General features: G+C 71.5%; 17 protein-coding genes. 10 read left to right on the top strand and 7 right to left on the bottom strand.

Annotated features, from left to right (window positions below):
* The 3 genes from leuD (at nucleotide 1) to AOQ53_RS29790 (ending at nucleotide 1876) form a co-directional block, all read left to right on the top strand.
* A complete protein-coding gene (gene leuD / locus AOQ53_RS29800) occupies nucleotides 1-594 on the top strand; it encodes a 3-isopropylmalate dehydratase small subunit (RefSeq protein WP_059421950.1) in 594 nt (197 codons plus the stop codon).
* A gap of 276 nt (nucleotides 595-870) precedes the next feature.
* Entirely contained in the window at nucleotides 871-1101 is a 231-nt protein-coding gene (locus tag AOQ53_RS29795; protein WP_020270054.1) for an SCO5555 family protein, read from the top strand.
* Between the two features lie 136 nt (nucleotides 1102-1237).
* Nucleotides 1238-1876: an HU family DNA-binding protein gene (locus AOQ53_RS29790; RefSeq protein WP_059421949.1), complete on the top strand. Its 639-nt coding sequence runs from the start codon at nucleotides 1238-1240 to the stop codon at nucleotides 1874-1876.
* 71 nt (nucleotides 1877-1947) lie between these two features.
* Here the strand turns inward: AOQ53_RS29790 and AOQ53_RS29785 are convergent, their stop codons facing one another.
* Together AOQ53_RS29785 and cofC are read right to left on the bottom strand one after the other, a co-directional pair.
* Nucleotides 1948-2151, bottom strand: a complete 204-nt coding sequence (locus AOQ53_RS29785; RefSeq protein WP_010044574.1) for a hypothetical protein — start codon at nucleotides 2149-2151, stop codon at nucleotides 1948-1950.
* Between the two features lie 9 nt (nucleotides 2152-2160).
* Nucleotides 2161-2799, bottom strand: coding sequence for a 2-phospho-L-lactate guanylyltransferase (gene cofC, locus AOQ53_RS29780; protein ID WP_059421948.1), 639 nt, complete (start codon nucleotides 2797-2799; stop codon nucleotides 2161-2163).
* A gap of 158 nt (nucleotides 2800-2957) precedes the next feature.
* Between cofC and AOQ53_RS29775 the strand changes: the two genes are divergently transcribed.
* From AOQ53_RS29775 to AOQ53_RS29765, 3 genes are read left to right on the top strand one after another with little or no spacing between them, the layout of a single operon-like run.
* Entirely contained in the window at nucleotides 2958-3770 is an 813-nt protein-coding gene (locus AOQ53_RS29775) for a lysophospholipid acyltransferase family protein (protein WP_059421947.1), read from the top strand.
* Nucleotides 3767-4777, top strand: a complete 1011-nt coding sequence (locus tag AOQ53_RS29770) for an NAD(P)H-dependent glycerol-3-phosphate dehydrogenase (RefSeq protein WP_059421946.1) — start codon at nucleotides 3767-3769, stop codon at nucleotides 4775-4777. Before AOQ53_RS29775 ends, AOQ53_RS29770 begins: the two co-directional genes overlap by 4 nt.
* 59 nt (nucleotides 4778-4836) lie before the next feature.
* Nucleotides 4837-5994 carry a D-alanine--D-alanine ligase family protein gene (locus tag AOQ53_RS29765; protein WP_059421944.1) on the top strand — a complete coding sequence of 386 codons (1158 nt, stop codon included), beginning with the start codon at nucleotides 4837-4839 and terminating at the stop codon, nucleotides 5992-5994.
* Between the two features lie 52 nt (nucleotides 5995-6046).
* On the opposite strand, the gene AOQ53_RS29760 is transcribed toward AOQ53_RS29765, so the two are convergent.
* Both AOQ53_RS29760 and AOQ53_RS29755 read right to left on the bottom strand, forming a co-directional pair.
* The gene (locus AOQ53_RS29760; protein ID WP_059421943.1) at nucleotides 6047-6568 is read right to left on the bottom strand and encodes a DUF3515 domain-containing protein; all 522 of its coding nucleotides are present in this window, start codon (nucleotides 6566-6568) and stop codon (nucleotides 6047-6049) included.
* Nucleotides 6569-6588: 20 nt separating this feature from the next.
* On the bottom strand, nucleotides 6589-6822 hold the full coding sequence (locus AOQ53_RS29755) for an Lrp/AsnC family transcriptional regulator (protein ID WP_003997603.1): 234 nt from the start codon (nucleotides 6820-6822) through the stop codon (nucleotides 6589-6591).
* A 206-nt stretch (nucleotides 6823-7028) separates the two neighbouring features.
* Here AOQ53_RS29755 and AOQ53_RS29750 point away from each other — a divergent pair, with 206 nt between their 5' ends.
* Together AOQ53_RS29750 and thiD are read left to right on the top strand one after the other, a co-directional pair.
* Complete coding sequence (locus tag AOQ53_RS29750; protein ID WP_059421942.1) at nucleotides 7029-7994, top strand: thiamine-phosphate kinase; 966 nt, start codon at nucleotides 7029-7031, stop codon at nucleotides 7992-7994.
* Nucleotides 7991-8782: a bifunctional hydroxymethylpyrimidine kinase/phosphomethylpyrimidine kinase gene (gene thiD / locus AOQ53_RS29745; protein WP_059421940.1), complete on the top strand. Its 792-nt coding sequence runs from the start codon at nucleotides 7991-7993 to the stop codon at nucleotides 8780-8782. Before AOQ53_RS29750 ends, thiD begins: the two co-directional genes overlap by 4 nt.
* A 96-nt stretch (nucleotides 8783-8878) precedes the next feature.
* Here the strand turns inward: thiD and rpmB are convergent, their stop codons facing one another.
* A complete protein-coding gene (gene rpmB / locus AOQ53_RS29740; RefSeq protein WP_003993230.1) occupies nucleotides 8879-9064 on the bottom strand; it encodes a 50S ribosomal protein L28 in 186 nt (61 codons plus the stop codon).
* A gap of 248 nt (nucleotides 9065-9312) precedes the next feature.
* Here rpmB and AOQ53_RS29735 point away from each other — a divergent pair, with 248 nt between their 5' ends.
* Nucleotides 9313-11241, top strand: coding sequence for a DAK2 domain-containing protein (locus AOQ53_RS29735; protein WP_059421938.1), 1929 nt, complete (start codon nucleotides 9313-9315; stop codon nucleotides 11239-11241).
* A gap of 67 nt (nucleotides 11242-11308) precedes the next feature.
* Here AOQ53_RS29735 and AOQ53_RS29730 read toward each other — a convergent pair whose 3' ends face one another.
* On the bottom strand, nucleotides 11309-14266 hold the full coding sequence (locus tag AOQ53_RS29730) for a hypothetical protein (protein ID WP_059421937.1): 2958 nt from the start codon (nucleotides 14264-14266) through the stop codon (nucleotides 11309-11311).
* A complete protein-coding gene (locus AOQ53_RS29725) occupies nucleotides 14263-16101 on the bottom strand; it encodes an HSP90 family protein (RefSeq protein WP_059422070.1) in 1839 nt (612 codons plus the stop codon). Before AOQ53_RS29725 ends, AOQ53_RS29730 begins: the two co-directional genes overlap by 4 nt.
* Nucleotides 16102-16290: 189 nt before the next feature.
* Between AOQ53_RS29725 and AOQ53_RS29720 the strand changes: the two genes are divergently transcribed.
* Nucleotides 16291-19542 carry a helicase-related protein gene (locus tag AOQ53_RS29720; protein WP_059421936.1) on the top strand — a complete coding sequence of 1084 codons (3252 nt, stop codon included), beginning with the start codon at nucleotides 16291-16293 and terminating at the stop codon, nucleotides 19540-19542.
* Nucleotides 19543-19637: the final 95 nt, after the last annotated feature.

The following is a 19637-nucleotide window of genomic DNA, read 5'->3' as shown; positions in this document are numbered from 1 at the left end:
ATGGAAGCCTTCACCACCCACACCGGCCGGGCCGTCCCGCTGCGCCGCAGCAACGTCGACACCGACCAGATCATCCCCGCCCACTGGCTCAAGAAGGTCACGCGGGACGGGTTCGAGGACGGGCTGTTCGAGGCCTGGCGCAAGGACGCGTCGTTCGTGCTCAACCAGCCCGAGCGGCAGGGCGCGACCGTCCTGGTCGCCGGCCCCGACTTCGGCACCGGCTCCTCCCGCGAGCACGCCGTCTGGGCACTGCAGAACTTCGGCTTCAAGGCCGTGATCTCCTCCCGTTTCGCCGACATCTTCCGCGGCAACTCGCTCAAGAACGGCCTGCTCACGGTCGTTCTGGAGCAGAAGATCGTGGACGCGCTCTGGGAGCTCACCGAGAAGGACCCGCAGGCCGAGATCACCGTCGACCTGGTCGCCCGCGAGGTCCGCGCCGAGGGCATCACCGCCTCCTTCGAGCTGGACGAGAACGCCCGCTGGCGGCTGCTGAACGGCCTCGACGACATCTCGATCACCCTCCAGAACGAGGCGGACATCGCCGCGTACGAGGCTAAGCGCCCGTCGTTCAAGCCGCGGACGCTGCCGGTCTGATCCGGAGCACGATCCGCCGCCCCTGAACAAGGCGACTTTCGGCCACCACAACACCCCTCTGTACCCCCGATCGGCCCGATCGGGGGTACAGCCTTTTCTGCACCCGAACGGCCCTGCCCGCCCTGAGCTCGGCAGCCAACTTCCCACGTTAAACCGGTGGTTGTTGGGGTACGCGAGAAGTACAGCCGTGACTTTCGTGTGCGCCCGGAAGACCGTTTGAGGCGGCAGTTGTCCCCTGCGCAGGCGACAACTCGCCCCAGATGGCACAATCTGTGCATGGAACACGACGGCCAACTCGAGCTCTATACGGCAGTCGCGGGCCAACTCAAGGAAGCGCACGCAAGGGTGCGCGCACTGCAAGTCCCGGAGGGCGTACGGATGGCGCTGACCCGGAAGCTGCTGGTCATTACGGCCGCGGCCAAGCACGATCTCGCCGACGCGGCAAGGCGGCTGGATCGGTTCACCGCGGACCTCGACGAGGGACGTCTCCCCGACGAGGAACGCTGAACCGGATGACACCGCCGAGTTCGTTGCGGCACAAGGGTGATAAGCCCGTTTCGTGTTTGATTTGCGGTATATATCTGCCTAACGTGCGAAAAAGCTTGAACACTTTCGTTCTGGCGATGTCTCCGAAGGGGAAGACGTGAACAAGGCGCAGCTCGTAGAAGCGATTGCCGACAAGATGGGCGGCCGACAGCAGGCCGCCGATGCTGTCGACCATGTACTGGACGCCATCGTCCGCGCGGTCGTCGCAGGTGAGAGGGTTTCCGTCACCGGCTTCGGTTCCTTCGAGAAGGTCGACCGTCCGGCCCGCTACGCCCGTAACCCCCAGACGGGCGAGCGGGTTCGGGTCAAGAAGACCTCCGTTCCGCGCTTCCGCGCGGGCCAGGGCTTCAAGGACCTGGTCAGCGGCTCGAAGAAGCTGCCGCGTGGCGGCGAGGTCTCCGTCAAGAAGGCTCCGAAGGGCAGCCTGACCGGCGGCGCCGGCGCGACGGTCAAGAAGGCCGCCGCGAAGAAGGCGACCGCCAAGACGGCCGCCGCGAAGAAGACCACGGCCAAGAAGGCTCCGGCGAAGAAGGCCACCACCAAGACGGCCGCCGCGAAGAAGACCACGGCCAAGAAGGCTCCGGCCAAGAAGACCACGACGGCCAAGACCACCGCCGCGAAGAAGACCACCGCCAAGAAGGCACCGGCGAAGAAGGCGACCGCCAAGAAGGCGCCCGCCAAGAAGTCGACGGCGCGCAAGACCACCGCGAAGAAGACCACCGCCCGCAAGAAGTAGGGGCGCTGGGGCACTCACGCGCCGGGCCGGACTCCGTACGGAGTCCGGCCCGCGGTGTGTTCAGGGAGTGGTCAGAGGGTCTGGAGGGTCACCAGAGTGATCCGGAGGTCCTCCTTCGCGCCTTCCACCTCGATCCGCACCCGCTGTCCCGGGCGCAGCAGCCTCAAGCCGCCCGCGTCGAACGCCGCCGCGTCGAAGGGCACCGGGGTGCCGTCGTCCAGGAGCACCTGCCCGCTGCGGCTTTCGGGGTCGTACGTGTACGCGGTCGCCTGCATGGCCGCAGCCTACTGCCCGGGTATCAGCAACCGCGCGGCGGCCGCGGCCGTATGAGGGCCGACCCCCAGGGCCAGCGCGGTGCGCAGGTCGTCGCCGGTGTCCACGTCCTGGCGTACCGAATCCACGGCGGCGAGCGACAGTTCCACAGCCCCGGACGCGCGGTGCCGGGCCCGGGAATCGATACCGAAAGCCGGGAACAATTGCCGGCCCGGGGCGGCGGCCAGCAGAGTCGTACCGATTGCGGCCGCATCCGGGAGAAAAGCGCGCGGGAATTCAGCGGCGCCGTCGAGCACCCGGGCCAATTCCGGCGGGCGCAGCGCCGGCAGGTCGGCGTTGAGCGCGGCCACCGGACTTTCGGGACGTGCGGACCGTACGGCTGCCGCCGCGTGCGCGAGGGCGGCGTTGAGGCCGCTTCGCGGCTCGTCGGGGATGATCGCGGCGCCCAGTGCGGCCAGCTCGCGGCCGGCCCGGACGTCGTCCGTGACGACTGACACATCCCGTACCGCCGGGCAGGCAAGCGCGGCCGCCACCGTGTCCTGGGCGAAGGCGAGCGCCAGGTCCGGCCGCAGCCCGTCGTCCGCGGTGTCCGCAAGCCTGCTCTTGGCCTGGGCCAGGGGCTTCAGGGGTACGACCAAGGTCCACTGCACAGGTGTTCCGTCCCTCTCTTGTCGCGGTCATTGTCACCCGGGGCCGACAGCACCCGGCGTGTCGGGGCGTACGGTGTTCTCGACAGACCGGCGGCCTGGGGCGACACTTGTGCGGCCCCCCGTGGCCCCCGCATCAGGCCCTAGAGGAAGGTGTCCGCGTGCCCCGCCGCAGTATCGGCTTCTGGTACCGCTTCGCTGCGGTGATCTGCAAACCGCCGCTGGTGGTTCTGCTCAGGCGGGACTGGCGCGGAATGGAGCACATTCCGGCCGAGGGTGGATTTATCACCGCGGTGAACCACAATTCGCACATCGACCCCTTCGCTTACGCGCACTTTCAGTACAACACCGGGCGCGTCCCGCGATTCCTCGCGAAGAGCGGGCTTTTCAAGAAGGGATTCGTCGGGGCCGCGATGCGCGGCACCGGGCAGATTCCGGTCTACCGCGAGAGCACGGACGCGCTGAGCGCCTTCCGGGCCGCGATCGACGCCGTGGACCGCGGGGAATGCGTCGCCTTCTATCCCGAGGGCACCCTCACCCGCGACCCGGCGGGCTGGCCCATGACCGGCAAGACCGGGGCCGCCCGCGTCGCCCTCCAGACCAAGTGCCCGGTGATCCCCGTCGCACAGTGGGGCTGCAACGAACTGCTGCCGCCGTACGCGAAGAAGCCGCACCTTCTGCCGCGCAAGACCCACCACGTGCTCGCCGGACCGCCGGTGGACCTGACGCGGTTCTACGACCGGGAGATGACCACGGAGCTCCTGAAGGAGGCCACCGAGGTCATCATGGCCGCCATCACCCGCCAGCTGGAGGAGATCCGCGGTGAGAAGGCGCCCGCGGCGCCCTACGACCCGCGCCGGGAGCGGACCGAACAGCGGCGCCGCACCCAGACGCAGACACAGCGGGGCGCGCAGCAGGCGGCATCGCAGGTGCAGTCGGCACAGTCGGCACAGGAAGAGGGGCTGGGCAAGTGAACAAGCCGGTCAAGGCGGCGGTCCTGAGCGCCGGTTCGTGGGGCACGGCCTTCGGCATGGTGCTCGCCGACGCCGGGTGCGAGGTCACCCTGTGGGGGCGCCGCCCGGAGGTCGTGGAGGCGATCAACTCCACCCGAACCAATCCCGACTACTTCCCGGGCGTCGAACTCCCGGAGAACGTGCGGGCCACCACGGATCCCGCACAAGCCGCCGCGGACGCCGACTTCACGGTCCTCTCGGTCCCCTCGCAGACCCTGCGCGGCAACCTCGCCGACTGGGCCCCGTTGCTCGCCCCCGGCACGGTCCTCGTGTCGCTGATGAAGGGCGTCGAACTCGGCTCCGCGATGCGCATGAGCGAGGTCATCGACGACGTCGCCAAGGTCGGCCCGGACCGCATCGCCGTGGTCACCGGACCCAACCTGGCCCGCGAGATCGCCGCGCGGATGCCGGCCGCCGCAGTGGTCGCATGCACCGACGAGGCCGTCGCCCAGCGGCTCCAGGTCGCCTGCCACACGCCGTACTTCCGCCCGTACACCAACACCGACGTCGTCGGCTGTGAACTCGGGGGCGCGGTCAAGAACGTCATCGGCCTGGCCGTCGGCATCGCGGACGGCATGGGCCTCGGTGACAACGCCAAGGGCTCGCTCATCACCCGCGGTCTCGCCGAGACCACCCGGCTCGGAATCGCCCTCGGCGCCGACCCGCTGACCTTCTCCGGACTCGCGGGCCTGGGCGACCTGGTGGCCACCTGCTCCTCTCCGCTGTCCCGCAACCACACCTTCGGCACCAACCTCGGCAAGGGCATGACCCTCCAGGAAACCATCGCGGTCACCAAGCAGACCGCCGAGGGCGTCAAGTCCTGCGAATCGGTGCTGGATCTGGCCCGCCGGTACGGCGTCGACATGCCCATCACGGAGACGGTCGTCGGCATCGTGCACGAGGGCAAGCCTCCGGTGGTGGCCCTCAAGGAGCTGATGTCGCGCAGCGCGAAGCCGGAACGACGCTGAGCGACGCGGGTTCGGGGGCGCTGTATCCCGGCCCTACCAACGGGTACTCTCAACGCGATATGAGCACCGAGAACCTCCCCCAGAGCCCCGAGCAGCCGTCTCGTAAGCCGCGTGTGGCCGTCGTGTTCGGCGGGCGCAGCTCCGAACACGGGATCTCCGTGGTCACCGCCGGCGCCGTCCTCAAGGCCATCGACCGGACGAAGTACGACGTCCTGCCGATCGGCATCACCCAGGACGGCCGCTGGGCGCTCACGGCGGACGAACCGGAGCGGATGGCGATCATCGACCGGCGCCAGCCGAGCGTCGACCGGCTCGCCGAGTCCGGCGAGGGCGGAGTGATCCTCCCGGTCGACCCGGCCAACCGGGAAGTCGTCTACAGCGAGCCGGGATCGGTCCCCAAGGCGCTCGGCGAGGTCGACGTGGTCTTCCCGGTGCTGCACGGCCCCTACGGCGAGGACGGCACCCTCCAGGGCCTCCTGGAGCTCTCCGGCGTCCCGTACGTGGGCTCGGGCGTGCTCGCCTCGGCCGTGGGCCAGGACAAGGAGTACATGAAGCGGGTGTTCACCTCGTTCGGGCTGAAGGTGGGCCCGTACCTGGTGATCCGGCCCCGTGAGTGGCAGCAGGACGAGTCGGCCGCCCGCAAGAAGATCGTCGACTTCGCCGGCGAGCACGGCTGGCCGTTGTTCGTGAAGCCCGCGCGCGCCGGTTCGTCGATCGGCATCACCAAGGTCGACGACCTCTCCGGCCTCGACGAGGCGATCGCCGAGGCCCAGCGGCACGACCCGAAGATCCTCGTGGAGGCCGCGCTGCGCGGCCGCGAGATCGAGTGCGGCGTCCTGGAGTTCGAGGACGGCCCCAGGGCCTCCGCCCCCGCCGAGATCCCCTCACCTCAGGCGCACGCGTACTACGACTTCGAGGCGAAGTACATCGACTCCACGCCGGGGATCGTGCCGGCGCCCCTGACGCCTCAGGAGACGGCGGAGGTCCAGCGCCTGGCGGTCGACGCCTTCGAGGCGGCCTCCTGCGAGGGCCTGGTCCGCGCGGACTTCTTCCTCACCGAGGACGGCGAGTTCGTGATCAACGAGATCAACACGATGCCCGGCTTCACGCCCATCTCGATGTATCCGCAGATGTGGCAGGCGAGCGGGGTGAGCTACCCGGAGCTGGTGGACCGGCTGGTGCAGGCGGCGCTTCGCCGTTCAACGGGCCTTCGCTAGCGCCTGCTGGGGTACTGGGAACAGTCTCAGGACGGCATTCGACGCACGGCCCTCAGGAGGCGATCCCCTTGGGGATCGCCTTCTTCACGGCCGAGGCCAGATCGATCAGGACACCGGAGCTGTCCACACCCTCCGGCACCCCGACCTCGACATACGCCTCCCGGTTGGCGGTGGTGAACCGGTACGCCCCGTCGTCCTGCTTCTCCATCAGCCAGTCGACCCCGTTCGCACCCCCGGCGACCGCATCCGGATCGTGCCCGTCGGCCACCTTCGGGTCGACCATCTTCGGCGGCTGAGGCACACCGCAGCGAAGTATGATCGCCGGGCTGCCCCAGCCCGCCGTCAGAGCCGACGCGGGCTCGGGATCCTCGCGACGCTCTCCGTCCACCTTCGCGGGCAGTACCTTGTCCAGGTTCCGGCACAGTTCCGTGACCTTCGCGTCCGGACTGGGAACCGCCGCCGACGCGCTGTCGTCTGCTGAGGAGCAGCCCGCGGCAGTGATCAACAGCGCGAGAGCGGGCAGGCGGAGGGAAACGCGGAACACGGAGCGGTGCCGGTGACGGAAAGAGTTCACCGGCACAGGGTAGACGGGGGCTACAGATGGACGACCGGGCAGGTCAGGGTGCGGGTGATGCCGTCCACTTGCTGGACTTTGGCGACCACCATGCGTCCGAGGTCGTCGACGGTGTCGGCCTGGGCCCGCACGATCACGTCGTAGGGGCCTGTGACGTCCTCGGCCTGGATGACTCCAGGAATCTTGCTGATCGTCTCGGCGACGGTCGACGCCTTGCCGACCTCCGTCTGGATCAGGATGTACGCCTGTACCACGGAACCTCCAGGGCGGCCACGAGGATCATGTGGGGAAAAGGAACGCCACGGTATCGCGTCGCCGCTCGCCGCGGGGAGACCTGCGGGGACCGGGTCTTGCGCGCCGGGGTGCAGGTCCGGCAGAACTTGACGGTCACTTCGACCGTAACGAGGACCGAGAGGCCTCGCGACCGGGCACAGACAGGGACAGAAGGGGAGAAAGGGCAATGAAGGGCACTGTTGGTGAGCTCGGTGAGTTCGGGCTCATCAGGGAGCTCACCTCCCGTCTGACCACCACCCCGGCGGTCCGGGTCGGCCCCGGCGACGACGCCGCCGTGGTGGCCGCGCCCGACCGCAGGGTCGTGGCCAGTACGGACATCCTGGTGGAGGGCCGGCACTTCCGCCGGGACTGGTCGACGGCCTACGACGTGGGCCGCAAGGCGGCGGCGCAGAACCTCGCCGACATCGCCGCGATGGGCGCCGTACCGACCGCGCTGCTGCTCGGCCTGGTCGTTCCGGCCGAGCTGCCGGTGACCTGGCCGAGCGAGCTGATGGACGGCCTGCGCGACGAGTGCCAGGTGGCGGGCGCCGCCGTGGTCGGCGGTGACGTCGTACGCGGCGACTCGATCGTGGTGTCGATCACGGCGCTCGGCGACCTGCGCAACCAGGAGCCGGTGACGCGGGCGGGCGCGCAGCCCGGCGACCTCGTCGCGGTGACGGGCTGGCTGGGCTGGTCGGCGGCCGGGTACGCGGTGCTCTCCCGGGGGTTCCGCTCGCCGCGCGCCTTCGTGGAGGCCCACCGGCGGCCCGAGCCGCCGTACCACGCGGGTCCGGCCGCCGCCGGGCTCGGGGCGACCGCCATGTGCGACGTGAGCGACGGGCTGATCGCCGACCTGGGGCATATCGCCGAGGCCAGCAAGGTGCGGATCGACATCCGCTCCGGGGCGATCGACATCCCGTCCCAGATGAACGACATCGGGCAGGCCGTCGGCGTCGACCCCATGCAGTGGGTGCTGACCGGGGGGGAGGACCACGCGATCGTGGCGACCTTCCCGCCGGACGTGAAGCTGCCCGCCCGCTGGAAGGTCATCGGCGAGGTCCTCAACCCGTCGGCGCTGCCCCAGGTGACGGTCGACGGGGCGCCGTGGACCAGCAAGGGCGGCTGGGACCACTTCGGGGACATGGAGTCATGATCCCCAACGTCCTCACGGTGGCGGGCTCGGACTCGGGCGGCGGCGCCGGCGTCCAGGCCGATCTGAAGACGATGCTCGCACTCGGCGTGCACGGCATGAGCGTCCTCACGGCGGTGACCGCGCAGAACTCCCTCGGCGTGCAGGGGGCTTGGGAGCTGCCGGTGGAGGCGGTGCGGGCCCAGTACCGCAGTGTCGTCGACGACATCGGCGTCCAGGCGGTCAAGACCGGGATGCTGGCCTCCGCCGAACTCGTGGAGACGGTGGCCGAGTTGCTCGCGGGCACGGACGCCCCGGCGGTCGTCGACCCGGTGGGCGTCTCCAAGCACGGCGACTCCCTGCTCGCCGCCTCGGCCCTGGACTCCGTCCGTACGAAGCTGCTGCCGGTGGCGACGGTCGCCACCCCGAACCTCGACGAGGTGGCCCAGCTGACGGGCGTGCGCGTCGAGTCGGAGGAGCAGCTGCGGCGGGCCGCGGCGGCCGTGCTCGGGTACGGGCCGCGGTGGGTGCTGATCAAGGGCGGGCACCTGTCCGGGGACGCCGTGGACCTGCTCACCGACGGCTCCGAGGAGCACTGGCTGCGGGCGCCTCGCCACGACAACCGGCACACCCACGGCACGGGCTGCACCCTCGCCTCCGCGATCGCGTCACAGCTCGCCAAGGGGCACTCGGTGCCGGAGGCGGTGGCGGCGGCCAAGGAGTACGTCACCGGGGCGATCGCGGCCGGGTTCGCGCTCGGCGGGGGGATCGGGCCGGTGGATCACGGCTGGCGGTTCCGGGCCGGTTCCTGAGCACCATGACAGTGTCCGGACACGACAGAGAGCCGGTCCACCTGAGGTGGACCGGCTCTCTGAGCGAACCAGCAGTGGCCGCGCGCTAGCTGAGCGTCAGCGCGAGACCTTGCCGGCCTTGATGCACGAGGTGCAAGCGTTCACGCGCTTCGGCGTCCCGCCCACCACGGTACGCACACGCTGGATGTTCGGGTTCCAGCGGCGGGACGTACGGCGGTGCGAGTGCGAGATGTTGTTGCCGAAGCCCGGCCCCTTGCCGCAGACGTCGCAGTTGGCAGCCACGGGTCACTCCAAAGACTTCAGATGCACTTACGGTTGATCCCGGCATGCCGGGATCCGGATCAGAGGATCTGAGTGGCGCTGCCAGGGGAATGGCCCGATTTGGATCGGGCAACCGGAGCAGCATACAACGACTGCGCCCGTGCAATGAAACTACCATGGCCGGCCCGGGACCTGTCCCGGCCCACTTCCGGTGGACACCGCCCCGCGGTCTACGCTGCGTGCCACGTCCAGCAGCTCAGGGAGGCGCAGTGGCGCAGGTGCCGCAGACATTCTTCGATGCTCTCGCGGTGCGCACCTGGTGCGGTCTCGCACTCGAGACGCTGGGGCGGGCGCGTGAGGAGATCGACGCGATCAACGTCTACCCCGTGGCGGACGGGGACACCGGCACGAATCTGTATCTGACCGTGGAGTCCGCCGTGGCGGCGGTCGAGGCCGTGTTCGCGGGGCATGCGGCACGGTCGGGCCCCGAGGGGCCGACACTGGCCGACGCCGCCCGGGCGATGGCGCACGGGGCGCTCATCGGGGCCCGTGGGAACTCCGGGACGATCCTCGCCCAGCTGCTGCGCGGCATGTCCCAGGTGCTGGCCGAGGGCGGGACCACGCAGGCCGGCGGCGAGAGCGCGCACGCCGATGGCCAGGGGCTGCGGCGGGCCCTGCGGCACGCGGCCGACTCCGCCCGGCAGGCCGTGGCCCACCCCGTCGAGGGCACGGTCCTCACGGTCGCCTCGGCCGCTGCCGATGCCGCCGACGCGGCCGGCGGCGCCGAGGGCGACTGCGGGACGGTGGCCCGGGCGGCCTATGAGGGAGCGCGCGCGGCCCTGGCCGCGACGCCGGGCCAGCTGCCCGTCCTGGAACGCGCCGGGGTGGTCGACGCCGGTGGGCGGGGGCTGGTGGCGGTGCTCGGGGCGCTGGTGGAGACGTTCACGGGGGAGCGGCCGCAGGGGGCGGCCGCGACGGTGACGGCGGGTGCGCTGCGGGTGGGCGCGGCGCCGCCGAGCGCGGTGGTGTCCGAGGCCGGGGTGCCCGGAGTCCTGGCGGCTGGGGACCCTGGGGGGCCGCACGCACGCGTGGTGCCCGGTCAAGCGGACGGTTCGGCATCGGGTGTGCTCGCAGGGCCGGCCGAGGACTCGCAGTGCTTGTGCGCGGACTCGGCCGGCCCGCACGCACGCGTGGAAGCCGCCGAAGGGCTCGCCCCGGTCGTCGGAGCCCCGCGCGGGGAGTGTGCCGACAGTGCCGCCGTGGCCGCCGAGGACGGCCCCGCCTTCGAGGTGATCTACCTCCTGGAGGCCGAGGACACGGCCGTGGCGCGGTTGCGGGAGCGGCTCGACGCGCTCGGGGACTCGCTCGTCGTGGTCGGCGGCGACGGGCTGTGGAACGTCCACGTTCATGTCGACGACGCGGGCGCCGCCGTCGAGGCCGGTATCGAGGCCGGGCGGCCCTACCGGATCCGGATCACGCACTTCGGTGCCGGGGACGTGCACACCACCGGCGCCGAGCGGCCTCCCCGCGAGCGCGCCCAGCGTGCCGTCGTGGCCGTGGTGCCCGGCGAGGGCCTGGCCGGGCTGTACACCGAGGCCGGCGCGACCGCCGTGCTCGCACGCCCCGGGGAGCCGCCCGCGAGCGGCGAGCTCGTGCTGGCCGTGCGGCGGGCCCACGCGCGCGAGGTCGTGCTGCTGCCCAACGACGCCGAGCTGCGCCACACCGCCGCGGCGGCGGCCGAGCAGGCTCGTACCGAGGGCATCCGCGTGGCCCTCATCCCGACCCGCTCGGCGGTCCAGGGCATCGCGGCGCTGGCCGTGCACGAGCCGGAGCGCCGCTTCGACGAGGACGTGGTGTCGATGACCTCGGCGGCCGGCGCGACCCGCTACGCCGAGGTCACCGTCGCCGAACGCCAGGCCTGGACGATGGCCGGCATCTGCCAGGCCGGTGACGTACTCGGCCTGATCGACGGCGACGTGGCCGTGATCGGCTCGGACGTCACGGCCACCGCCGAGACCGTCCTGGACCGCATGCTCGCGGCCGGGGGCGAGATGGTCACCCTGGTGCTCGGCGACGAGGCTCCCGGCACCATCGCCGAGCACTTGGAGGGCCGGGTCCGCGAGGGGTACCTCGCCGTCGACACGGTCGTGTACCGGGGTGGACGGCAGGGGGCCGTGCTGCTCATCGGCGTGGAGTAAGTGGAGCGGAGCAACAGGAGCGGAGCCGGAGGAGCGGAGTAGGAGGAGCCGTTCATTCCGGATGCTCCTACTCCAGGAGCTGGAGCATCTGCTCCGCCTCCGCCCGCCGGGCCCGCACCGCCTCGCCGTCGGCGTCCCCGTCGTCGGTCTCCGACGGGTCGCGTCCGTCGTACGCCGCCAGCACCGCACGCGCGCGTGCCGCCGCTTCGTCCAGGCGGCCCAGGTCGGCCTCGAGCCAGCCCGCGGCGAGCTCGGCGCCGGTGCGGTTGTGCAGGGCGGCGTCCCCGAGGGAGGCGAACGCCTCGGCCGACCGCAGCATTTGGGACAGGGCCTCCTCGAACACGGCCCGGGTCGAGGCGACGTCGGCGTCGTCGGAGACGGACCGGGCCAGCAGGTCGCCGAACTGCCGGTGGGTGTGGCCGAGTTCGGCGGCGAGCTGCTGCCGGGACTCCGCGTCGGCGGCCGTGTCCCGTGCCGCCTCGCCCTCCCGGACCGCGTCCGTCATCAGGGCGCGTGCCTCCTCAAGGCCGTCCTGCGCGCGCAACGCCAGCCAGGCGCGGGCGCGCAGGGAGCGGATCAGCCCGTGGATGTTGCCGAGTTCGCGCCACAGGCCGCCCGCGCGTGCGTAGGCCCGGTCCGCCTCCTCGGCCAGCCCGGCCTGCCCCAGGGACTCCCCGGCCAGGTGGGCCAGGGTCGCGTGGTCGTGCTGTTCGGGCCAGTGCCGGGCGATCTCGGCGGCCTGGAGACGCCGTTCGGCGGCGGCGCGGTGCTCGCCGAGCTCGCTCAGGCAGTCGCCGAGCCACCACTGCGTCTGCACGATCGCCCCGTCGCCGTGCGTCTCGGCGGTCAAGTCGGGCAGGGCCGACTCCAGCACCTCCGCGGCCTCGGCCCACCGTCCCTGCCGCAGCAGGAATCCGCCGAGCTGCTGCCGGGCCCAGGCGCCCAGCGTTGCGCTCTCACCCGCCTCGTCGGCCCAGTGTGCGGCCTCCAGGGCGTGCTGGGCGGCCTCCACGGCCTCGTCCCGGCCGCCGGCCAACTCGGCGAGCTGGAGGTGCAGCTGGGCCCGTCCGGTCGCCTCCAGTTGGGCCCCGCCGTGCTCCAGGGCCGCCCGCAGCGCCCGTTCCGCCTCCGCCATGTCGCCGAGGTGGTGGGCCAGGGAGGCCAGCCGGGCCTCGTACTCCACCGCGAACCACGGCAGCCCCGCCGCGACGAACGCCGCCGCGCCCCGCGCGAACAGCCCTGCGGCCGCCTTCAGATCCCCGCGCAGTCCGGCCAGCTCGGCGAGCATCGCCTGCGCCTCGGCGGCCCGCGCGGCCAGCCGTACGTCCTCCCCGGCCCGTCCGTCGACGAGTGCCAGGACCTCCCGGACAGCGGCTTCGGCCTCGCCGAGTACCGCCTCCGGGCCGTCGCGCTCGGCGTCACCCTCTGCGAGACCTTCCCCGGCCTCGTGCGCCCGGCGCATCAGGATCCGGGCCCGGCCCATCAGGACGGACGCCGTCTGCCGTGTTCCGGTGCCGCCGGCGGCGTACAGCGCGAGGATCTCGTCGTAGAGGCCGGACACCGCCGCGAGCGCCGCGTCCACGCCACCCCCGAGGGCGCGTACGTACGCCGCACGCGCGCGTGCCGCCAGGGCCTCCCCGGGGTCGCCCGCCGCCGCGTACAGCTCCGCGGCCCGTTCGAAGAGGGCGGTGCCCTCCGGGCCGAGGCCCATCGCCTCGTGGTCGGCCAGCTCGGCCCGGTCGCGCGGTTCCAGGTCCACGCCCGCCGCGGCTTCGGCGACCGCCGCCCACGCCTCCACGGCGCCCGGCCGCAGGTTGTCCGACAGCCGCCGTGCCTCGGCCAGCAGGGCGGGCAGATCCGGCTTCTCGGCGGTGGCCGTGACCACCGGGGGAGCGGACGGCGGCACCGGCTGTACGGACCGCACCCCCAGCGGCAGCCGTTCCACCAGCGGGCGCTGCTCCATACGCGCGCGTGCCCGCTCGCTGACGTACGTCGTGCCGTTGCGCTCGTCGAAGCGGGCCGCCAGGGCGAGGGCCTCCGCACGCGCGTGCGCGGCCAGTCCACGCGCGGTCCACTCGCGGCCGGCCGGACCGGGCACCTGCCGGTCGCCCAGCCCCAGCCCGGTCAGACGGTCCATGAGCAGGGCCACCACGCTCATGAAATCCAGCCTGCTCTGCGGCTGCCCGTCGTCGGTGAAGTACGCCGGCCGCTCCGCGAGCAGTTCGAGACCGCGCGCCTCGTTGCCGGTCAGCGCGCAGAACTCCACGTGCTGCGCGTAGGCGCCGCGCATGCTCTCCATGGCCCGTACGAGCCGCAAGCCCCGCAGATGGTTCGCACGGGCCTCCTCCAGCCGGCCCAGCCGCAGCAGCGGCACCAGGGAGGACGCGAGGGCGGCGTGCGGCTCGTGGGCGCAGGCGTACTCGTCCTCCAGCACCGGCCGCCACAGCTCCAGCGCCTGCGCGTCCCGGCCCCGCTCCGCCTGCCACCAGCCCTGCCCGTGCAGTTCGCAGGCGTGGCAGTCGGCCATGCCGTCCCGGTCGGCGGCCAGCCACGCGGCATACGCCCGCTCGGCCCGCGCCAGGTCCCCCACATGCGCGGCCACGCTGTGCTCGGCGCTGCGCACCGCCCGTTCGGAGTAACCGGCGAGCCGGTAGCGGTGCTCCATCTCGCCGAGCCACTTCTCGATCGACGCGAGCGGGATGTGCGGCTGGTCGAGCATGCCGGACGACACCCACTTGAAGACCCAGTGCAGCGAGTGGGTCTCGTACTCGTCGAAGTCCTCGGGGCGTTCGTCCCACATGCGCAGCAGGCGCGCGAAGGGGACGAACATCTTCCCCTTCTCGGAGCTGTAGTTGTAGACCTTCAGCTGGTGTCCGAGCGCCTCGATCACGGCGAGCGGGACGTTCAGCTTCTCGGCGGCGGCCAGCAGTTCCTCGGCACGCGCGTTGCGGGACGGGCCCTCCGGCTGGTCGGCGTTCTCCGCCATCGCCCGGCGCAGCGCGTCGATGTCCGTGATCTCGCTCATGCCTGACCGTCCTCGCTGTGCGTGGCCCACTCCAGGAGGCCGATGAACGCGCGGTTGAGCAGCGCCGAGTCGGCGGGCCTGAGCGGCCGCTGCGCCATCAGCAGCGCCTGCCCGTACAGCGACTCCGCGGCGGTGCCGATCAATTCCGGGTCGTGCAGCGAGCTGATCCGCCGGACGAGCGGGTTGAGGTGGTTGAGCACCAGACGCGCGCGTGGAGCGCTGCCGCGCAGGGAGCCGAGGATGCCCGCCCAGAGGTCGTCGGCCTGTGCCTCGGCGTCGGCCCGGGCCTGTTCGTGCCGGGCGTCCCGGTCGTCGAGGTGCAGGGCGGGCAGAGACAGCGGGTGGAAGGCCCTCAGCACCACGTCGCAGCCCAGCGGGTCGAGCCGGGCCCGCGCCGCCGCCAGGAAGCCGGACAGGGCCAGCTCCTCGGCCGGGTCGACCGCGTCCAGGTGCGCGGTCACCGTCTCGGCGTCCAACTCGGCGACCACGGTCCCCGGCCGTACCGAGGGCAGCGCCTCCACCAGCTCGCTGTCGTACGTGTAGCCGCCGTTGATCACGCCGATGCCCTGCGCGGACGCGATCGGCGCGACCTGCCGGTACTCCTCGACGGTCCTCGTGAAGTGCACCACCGGGTGCCGCTGTGCGAACTCCTCCAGGGACAGCCGCCCGTCGGTCGTCTCGAAGGGCAGCCACGGCAGCATCGTGCGCAGCATCTCCCGGTCGTGCCGGGCCAGGGACTTCACGCCCAGGTGGTGCACCGCCAGGAACGCCGCCAGCCGCTCCGGATCACCGGCCGCCAGCCCCGTCAGCCAGGCCCGGACCCGCTCGCCCAGCGCCTCCCGCACGGCGGCCAGCGTCTCGTCCTCGTACAGCGCCTCGCGCGACGCCGTCGGCCGCAGACTGTCCGTGTCCAGGACACAGCGCACGAAGAACGCCCAGTCGGGCAGCAGATGTTCGGCCCGCTCGGTCAGCAGCATGCCCTTGAGATGCACGCGGTGCCCCGCGCGCTGAGCCGGGCTGACGGCCGACGGCAACACGTACGCCACCCCGCGGACGCCGGCCACCGGTACGGACAGGTCGATCGTGTCGAGCGGGGTGAAGCCGAACAGCTCGTGGCAGTGCCGGGCGAGGGCGACACGGCGGGTTGCCGGGCTCGGATACGACCGGTCCCAGGGCGCCGGGAGATCGGTGACCGCCTCGTCGCCCACCCGGACGTCGTACGGCAGCAGCGATCCGAAGTCCCGGGCCAGCGCCTCGACCCGCTCGGGCGCGAGCCACTCCGCGGCTCCGGCCCGCGCCACCAGATGCACGGTGGTGCCCGGTTCGGGGCGCTCGGCGTCCGGCAGCGTCCGCACGGTGTACGAGCCGTCGTCGGACGCCGTCCACTCCACCGGCGGCGCCCCGGGCGTACGGGCGCTCCGGCTGACCACCCGGATCCGCTCGGCGACGACGAAGCAGGCCAGCAGGCCGATGCCGAACTGCCCGAGAAACTCGGACCGCGCCTCCTGAAGGCCCTCGGCACGCTTGGAACTGCGCCCGATCGTGGCGAGCAGGTCGTGCACGTCCGCCTCGGTGAGCCCGACACCGGTGTCCTCGACGTGCAGGGCGCCGCCCTCCGCGGACAGCCGCACCCGGGCCGGAGCGTCGGGTTCCGTCGTGCGCCTGGCGGTGATGGCGTCCACGGCGTTCTGCAGCAGCTCCCGCAGGTACACCTTGGGACTGGAGTAGAGGTGGTGGGAGAGCAGGTCAACCAGACCACGCAGGTCGACCTGGAACGTATGAGGTGACTGGGGCGGATGGGATGCCTGGGATGCCTGTGAGGTCTGGGAGTCCATCTTCACGGCGCCGGTGGGGGACTCGCGACGGCGCGGGGTCGGGCGGTCCCGGTGAGGAGGTGACCGCGGAAGGAGGGCCGGGAGCGCGTCATCCTAAGGCCCGAACCAGCCGCCTGACCAGGGGTTTCCGGGACGTATACGGCGACGTGCGCCACGGCCTCTACGGCATTGTCAGTGGGGTGGTGTGCAATGGATCTCGTGCCCGCACTTCACGAACCGCTGCGACAACCACTGAAGTCGGTGCTCGGCCCCGCCACCGCGAAGGTGATGGCCGAGCACCTCGGCCTGCTCACCGTCGGCGACCTCCTCCACCACTACCCGCGCAGATACGAGGAGCGCGGCCAGCTCACACACCTCGCCGACCTCCCCATGGACGAGCACGTCACGGTGGTCGCCCAGGTCGCCGACGCCCGCCTGCACACCTTCGCCTCCGCCAGGGCCCCGCGCGGCAAGGGCCAGCGCCTGGAGGTCACGATCACGGACGGCAGCGGCCGCCTCCAACTGGTCTTCTTCGGCAACGGCGTTCACAAGCCCCACAAGGAGCTTCTGCCGGGCACCCGCGCGATGTTCGCGGGCAAGGTCTCCGTCTTCAACCGCCGCCTCCAACTGGCCCACCCTGCCTACGAATTGCTGCGAGGGGACCCGGAGGAGTCCGTCGAGACATGGGCCGGCGCCCTGATCCCGATCTACCCGGCCACCGCCAAGCTGGAGTCCTGGAAGATCGGCAAGGCGCTCCAGACGGTCCTGCCCACCGCCCAGGAAGCGGTCGACCCGCTGCCGGACTCGCTGCGCGAGGGCCGCGGCCTGGTCTCCCTCCCCGAGGCCCTTCTGAAGATCCACCGCCCGCACACCAAGGCGGACATCGAGGACGCCCGCGCCCGCCTCAAATGGGACGAGGCCTTCGTTCTCCAGGTCGCCCTCGCCCGCCGCCGCCACGCGGACGCCCAGCTCCCCGCGGTCCCCCGCAAGCCCAGCCCCGACGGCCTCCTCACGGCCTTCGACGCCCGCCTCCCGTTCACCCTCACCGAGGGCCAGCAGCGCGTCTCCCGGGAGATCTTCGAGGACCTGGCGACCGAGCATCCGATGCACCGGTTGTTGCAGGGGGAGGTCGGATCGGGCAAGGCCCAGCCCCTCGACTCGCTGGTGCTCACACCCACGGGCTTCCGAGCCATGGGGGATCTGCGGGTGGGCGACGAGGTGGTGGTGCCGGACGGGGACATCGCGCTGATCGATGGCGTCTTTCCTCAGGGGGAGCGCGATGTGTGGCGCTTGGTTCTGTCCGACGGGAGTTCCGTCGAGTGCGACGACGAGCATCTCTGGATCGTCGGTACGAGCTGTGGCTGGCACCGCGGCCAGGCTCCCAAGGTCATGACGACCCGGGAGATCCGTCTCGACACGTTCAAGGCCAACGGGACGTCGAAGTGGTACATCCCGCCGGCAAAGCCGGTCGATCTCGGCGGCGACGCCGGGCTGCCCCTCGACCCGTACCTGATCGGACTGCTGCTGGGGGACGGTTCGTTCCGGCACGATCTCCGCCTTTCCATCATCGACGACGAGATCCATGACGCGGTAGCGGCGGCAGTAGCGCCCGAATGCCGGCTGGTACCGGTGAAGGGATCGCACTGTGACTACACGATCCAGCTCAAGCAGCGTGCCAAAGGAGTGCGCAACCCAGTGATCCAGGTCCTGCGCGAGTTGGGCCTCTGGGGAACGACGTCCCACGACAAGTTCGTCCCTCAGGATTTCAAGAACGCTCCGATCAAGGACCGTCTCGCCGTGTTGCAGGGACTTCTGGACACGGACGGCACTGTCCAAGCCGACGGCATGAACATCTCCCTCTGCTCGGCTTCGCGCCGACTCGCGGAGGACGTCGCATGGCTCGTACGTTCTCTGGGCGGCCGGGCGCGAGTGCTGCCGAAGAAGGCCGCGTACGACGTGCAGGTGTCCCTGCCGGACGCTTACGCCCCGTTCCGGCTCACCCGCAAAGCAGAACGCGTGCGTCCGAGGCCGAAGTCCACCACGTTCCGACGCGGCATCCGGGCGGTCGAGTACGTGGGGCGGAAGCCCGTCCAGTGCATCAGCGTCGCCCACCCGAGCCGTGCGTACGTCACCGACAACTTCACCGTCACCCACAACACCATGGTGGCCCTGCGCGCCATGCTCGCCGTGGTCGACGCCGGTGGCCAGGCCGCCATGCTCGCGCCCACCGAAGTGCTCGCCCAGCAGCACCACCGGTCGATCGTCGAGATGATGGGCGAGCTGGCCGAGGGCGGCATGCTGGGCGGGGCCGAGCAGGCCACCAAGGTGGTGCTGCTCACCGGATCCATGGGCGCGGCCGCCCGCCGCAAGGCCCTGCTCGACCTGACCACCGGCGAGGCCGGCATCGTCATCGGCACGCATGCGCTGATCGAGGACAAGGTGCAGTTCCACGACCTGGGCCTGGTCGTGGTCGACGAACAGCACCGCTTCGGCGTCGAGCAGCGCGACGCCCTGCGCGGCAAGGGCAAACAGCCCCCGCACCTCCTGGTCATGACGGCCACGCCCATCCCGCGCACGGTCGCCATGACGGTCTTCGGCGACCTGGAGACCTCCGTCCTCGACCAGCTCCCGGCCGGCCGCTCGCCGATCGCCAGCCATGTCGTCCCGGCCGCCGACAAGCCCCACTTCCTGTCCCGCGCCTGGGAACGGGTCCGCGAGGAAGTGGGCAACGGCCATCAGGCGTACGTGGTCTGCCCCCGCATCGGCGACGAGGAGGACGACCCGAAGAAGGCCGGCAAGAAGAAGTCCCCGGCGCCCCCGGAGTCCCCCGAGGACGCCGCCGAGAAACGCCCGCCCCTCGCCGTCCTCGACGTCGCCGAACAGCTCTCCAAGGGCCCCCTCCAGGGCCTCCGCGTCGAGGTGCTGCACGGCCGTATGCACCCTGACGACAAGGACGCGGTCATGCGCCGCTTCGCCGCCGGGGAGACGGACGTCCTGGTCGCCACGACGGTCATCGAGGTCGGCGTCAACGTCCCCAACGCCACGGTGATGGTGATCATGGACGCCGACCGCTTCGGCGTCTCCCAACTCCACCAGCTACGCGGCCGCGTCGGCCGTGGCTCGGCCCCCGGCCTGTGCCTCCTGGTCAGCGAGATGCCCGAGGCGAGCCCCGCCCGCCAGCGCCTGAACGCGGTCGCCTCCACCCTCGACGGCTTCGAACTCTCCCGCATCGACCTCGAACAACGCCGGGAGGGCGACGTCCTAGGCCAGGCCCAGTCGGGCGCCCGAACCAGCCTGCGGATGCTCGCGGTCATCGAGGACGAGGAGATCATCGCGGAGGCGAGGGAAGAGGCAGCAGCGGTGGTGGCCAAGGACCCGGAGCTGACCGATCTCCCGGCACTGCGGACAGCACTGGACGCCCTTTTGGACGAGGAGAGGGAGCAGTACTTGGAAAAGGGGTGAGTTATGCCAGCCAGGGAGCGCGGGGCTGTAGTCCATATGCGGCTACCGCCGCGCGGGCGCGACCAGCCACAATGAACTTGAAGCCGCTCACGACC

This window comes from Streptomyces azureus (genome assembly GCF_001270025.1).
In the GTDB taxonomy this organism is placed as follows: Bacteria; Actinomycetota; Actinomycetes; order Streptomycetales; family Streptomycetaceae; genus Streptomyces; species Streptomyces azureus.
This window is presented reverse-complemented; position numbering and strand designations above follow the sequence as displayed.

Coding starts and splice junctions, on each gene's coding strand:
- leuD (WP_059421950.1), top strand. CDS start 1: ATGGAAGCCTTCACCACCCACACCGGCCGGGCCGTCCCGCTGCGCCGC.
- AOQ53_RS29795 (WP_020270054.1), top strand. CDS start 871: ATGGAACACGACGGCCAACTCGAGCTCTATACGGCAGTCGCGGGCCAA.
- AOQ53_RS29785 (WP_010044574.1), bottom strand. CDS start 2,151: ATGCAGGCGACCGCGTACACGTACGACCCCGAAAGCCGCAGCGGGCAG.
- AOQ53_RS29765 (WP_059421944.1), top strand. CDS start 4,837: ATGAGCACCGAGAACCTCCCCCAGAGCCCCGAGCAGCCGTCTCGTAAG.
- AOQ53_RS29750 (WP_059421942.1), top strand. CDS start 7,029: ATGAAGGGCACTGTTGGTGAGCTCGGTGAGTTCGGGCTCATCAGGGAG.
- thiD (WP_059421940.1), top strand. CDS start 7,991: ATGATCCCCAACGTCCTCACGGTGGCGGGCTCGGACTCGGGCGGCGGC.
- AOQ53_RS29730 (WP_059421937.1), bottom strand. CDS start 14,266: ATGAGCGAGATCACGGACATCGACGCGCTGCGCCGGGCGATGGCGGAG.
- AOQ53_RS29725 (WP_059422070.1), bottom strand. CDS start 16,101: ATGGACTCCCAGACCTCACAGGCATCCCAGGCATCCCATCCGCCCCAG.
- AOQ53_RS29720 (WP_059421936.1), top strand. CDS start 16,291: ATGGATCTCGTGCCCGCACTTCACGAACCGCTGCGACAACCACTGAAG.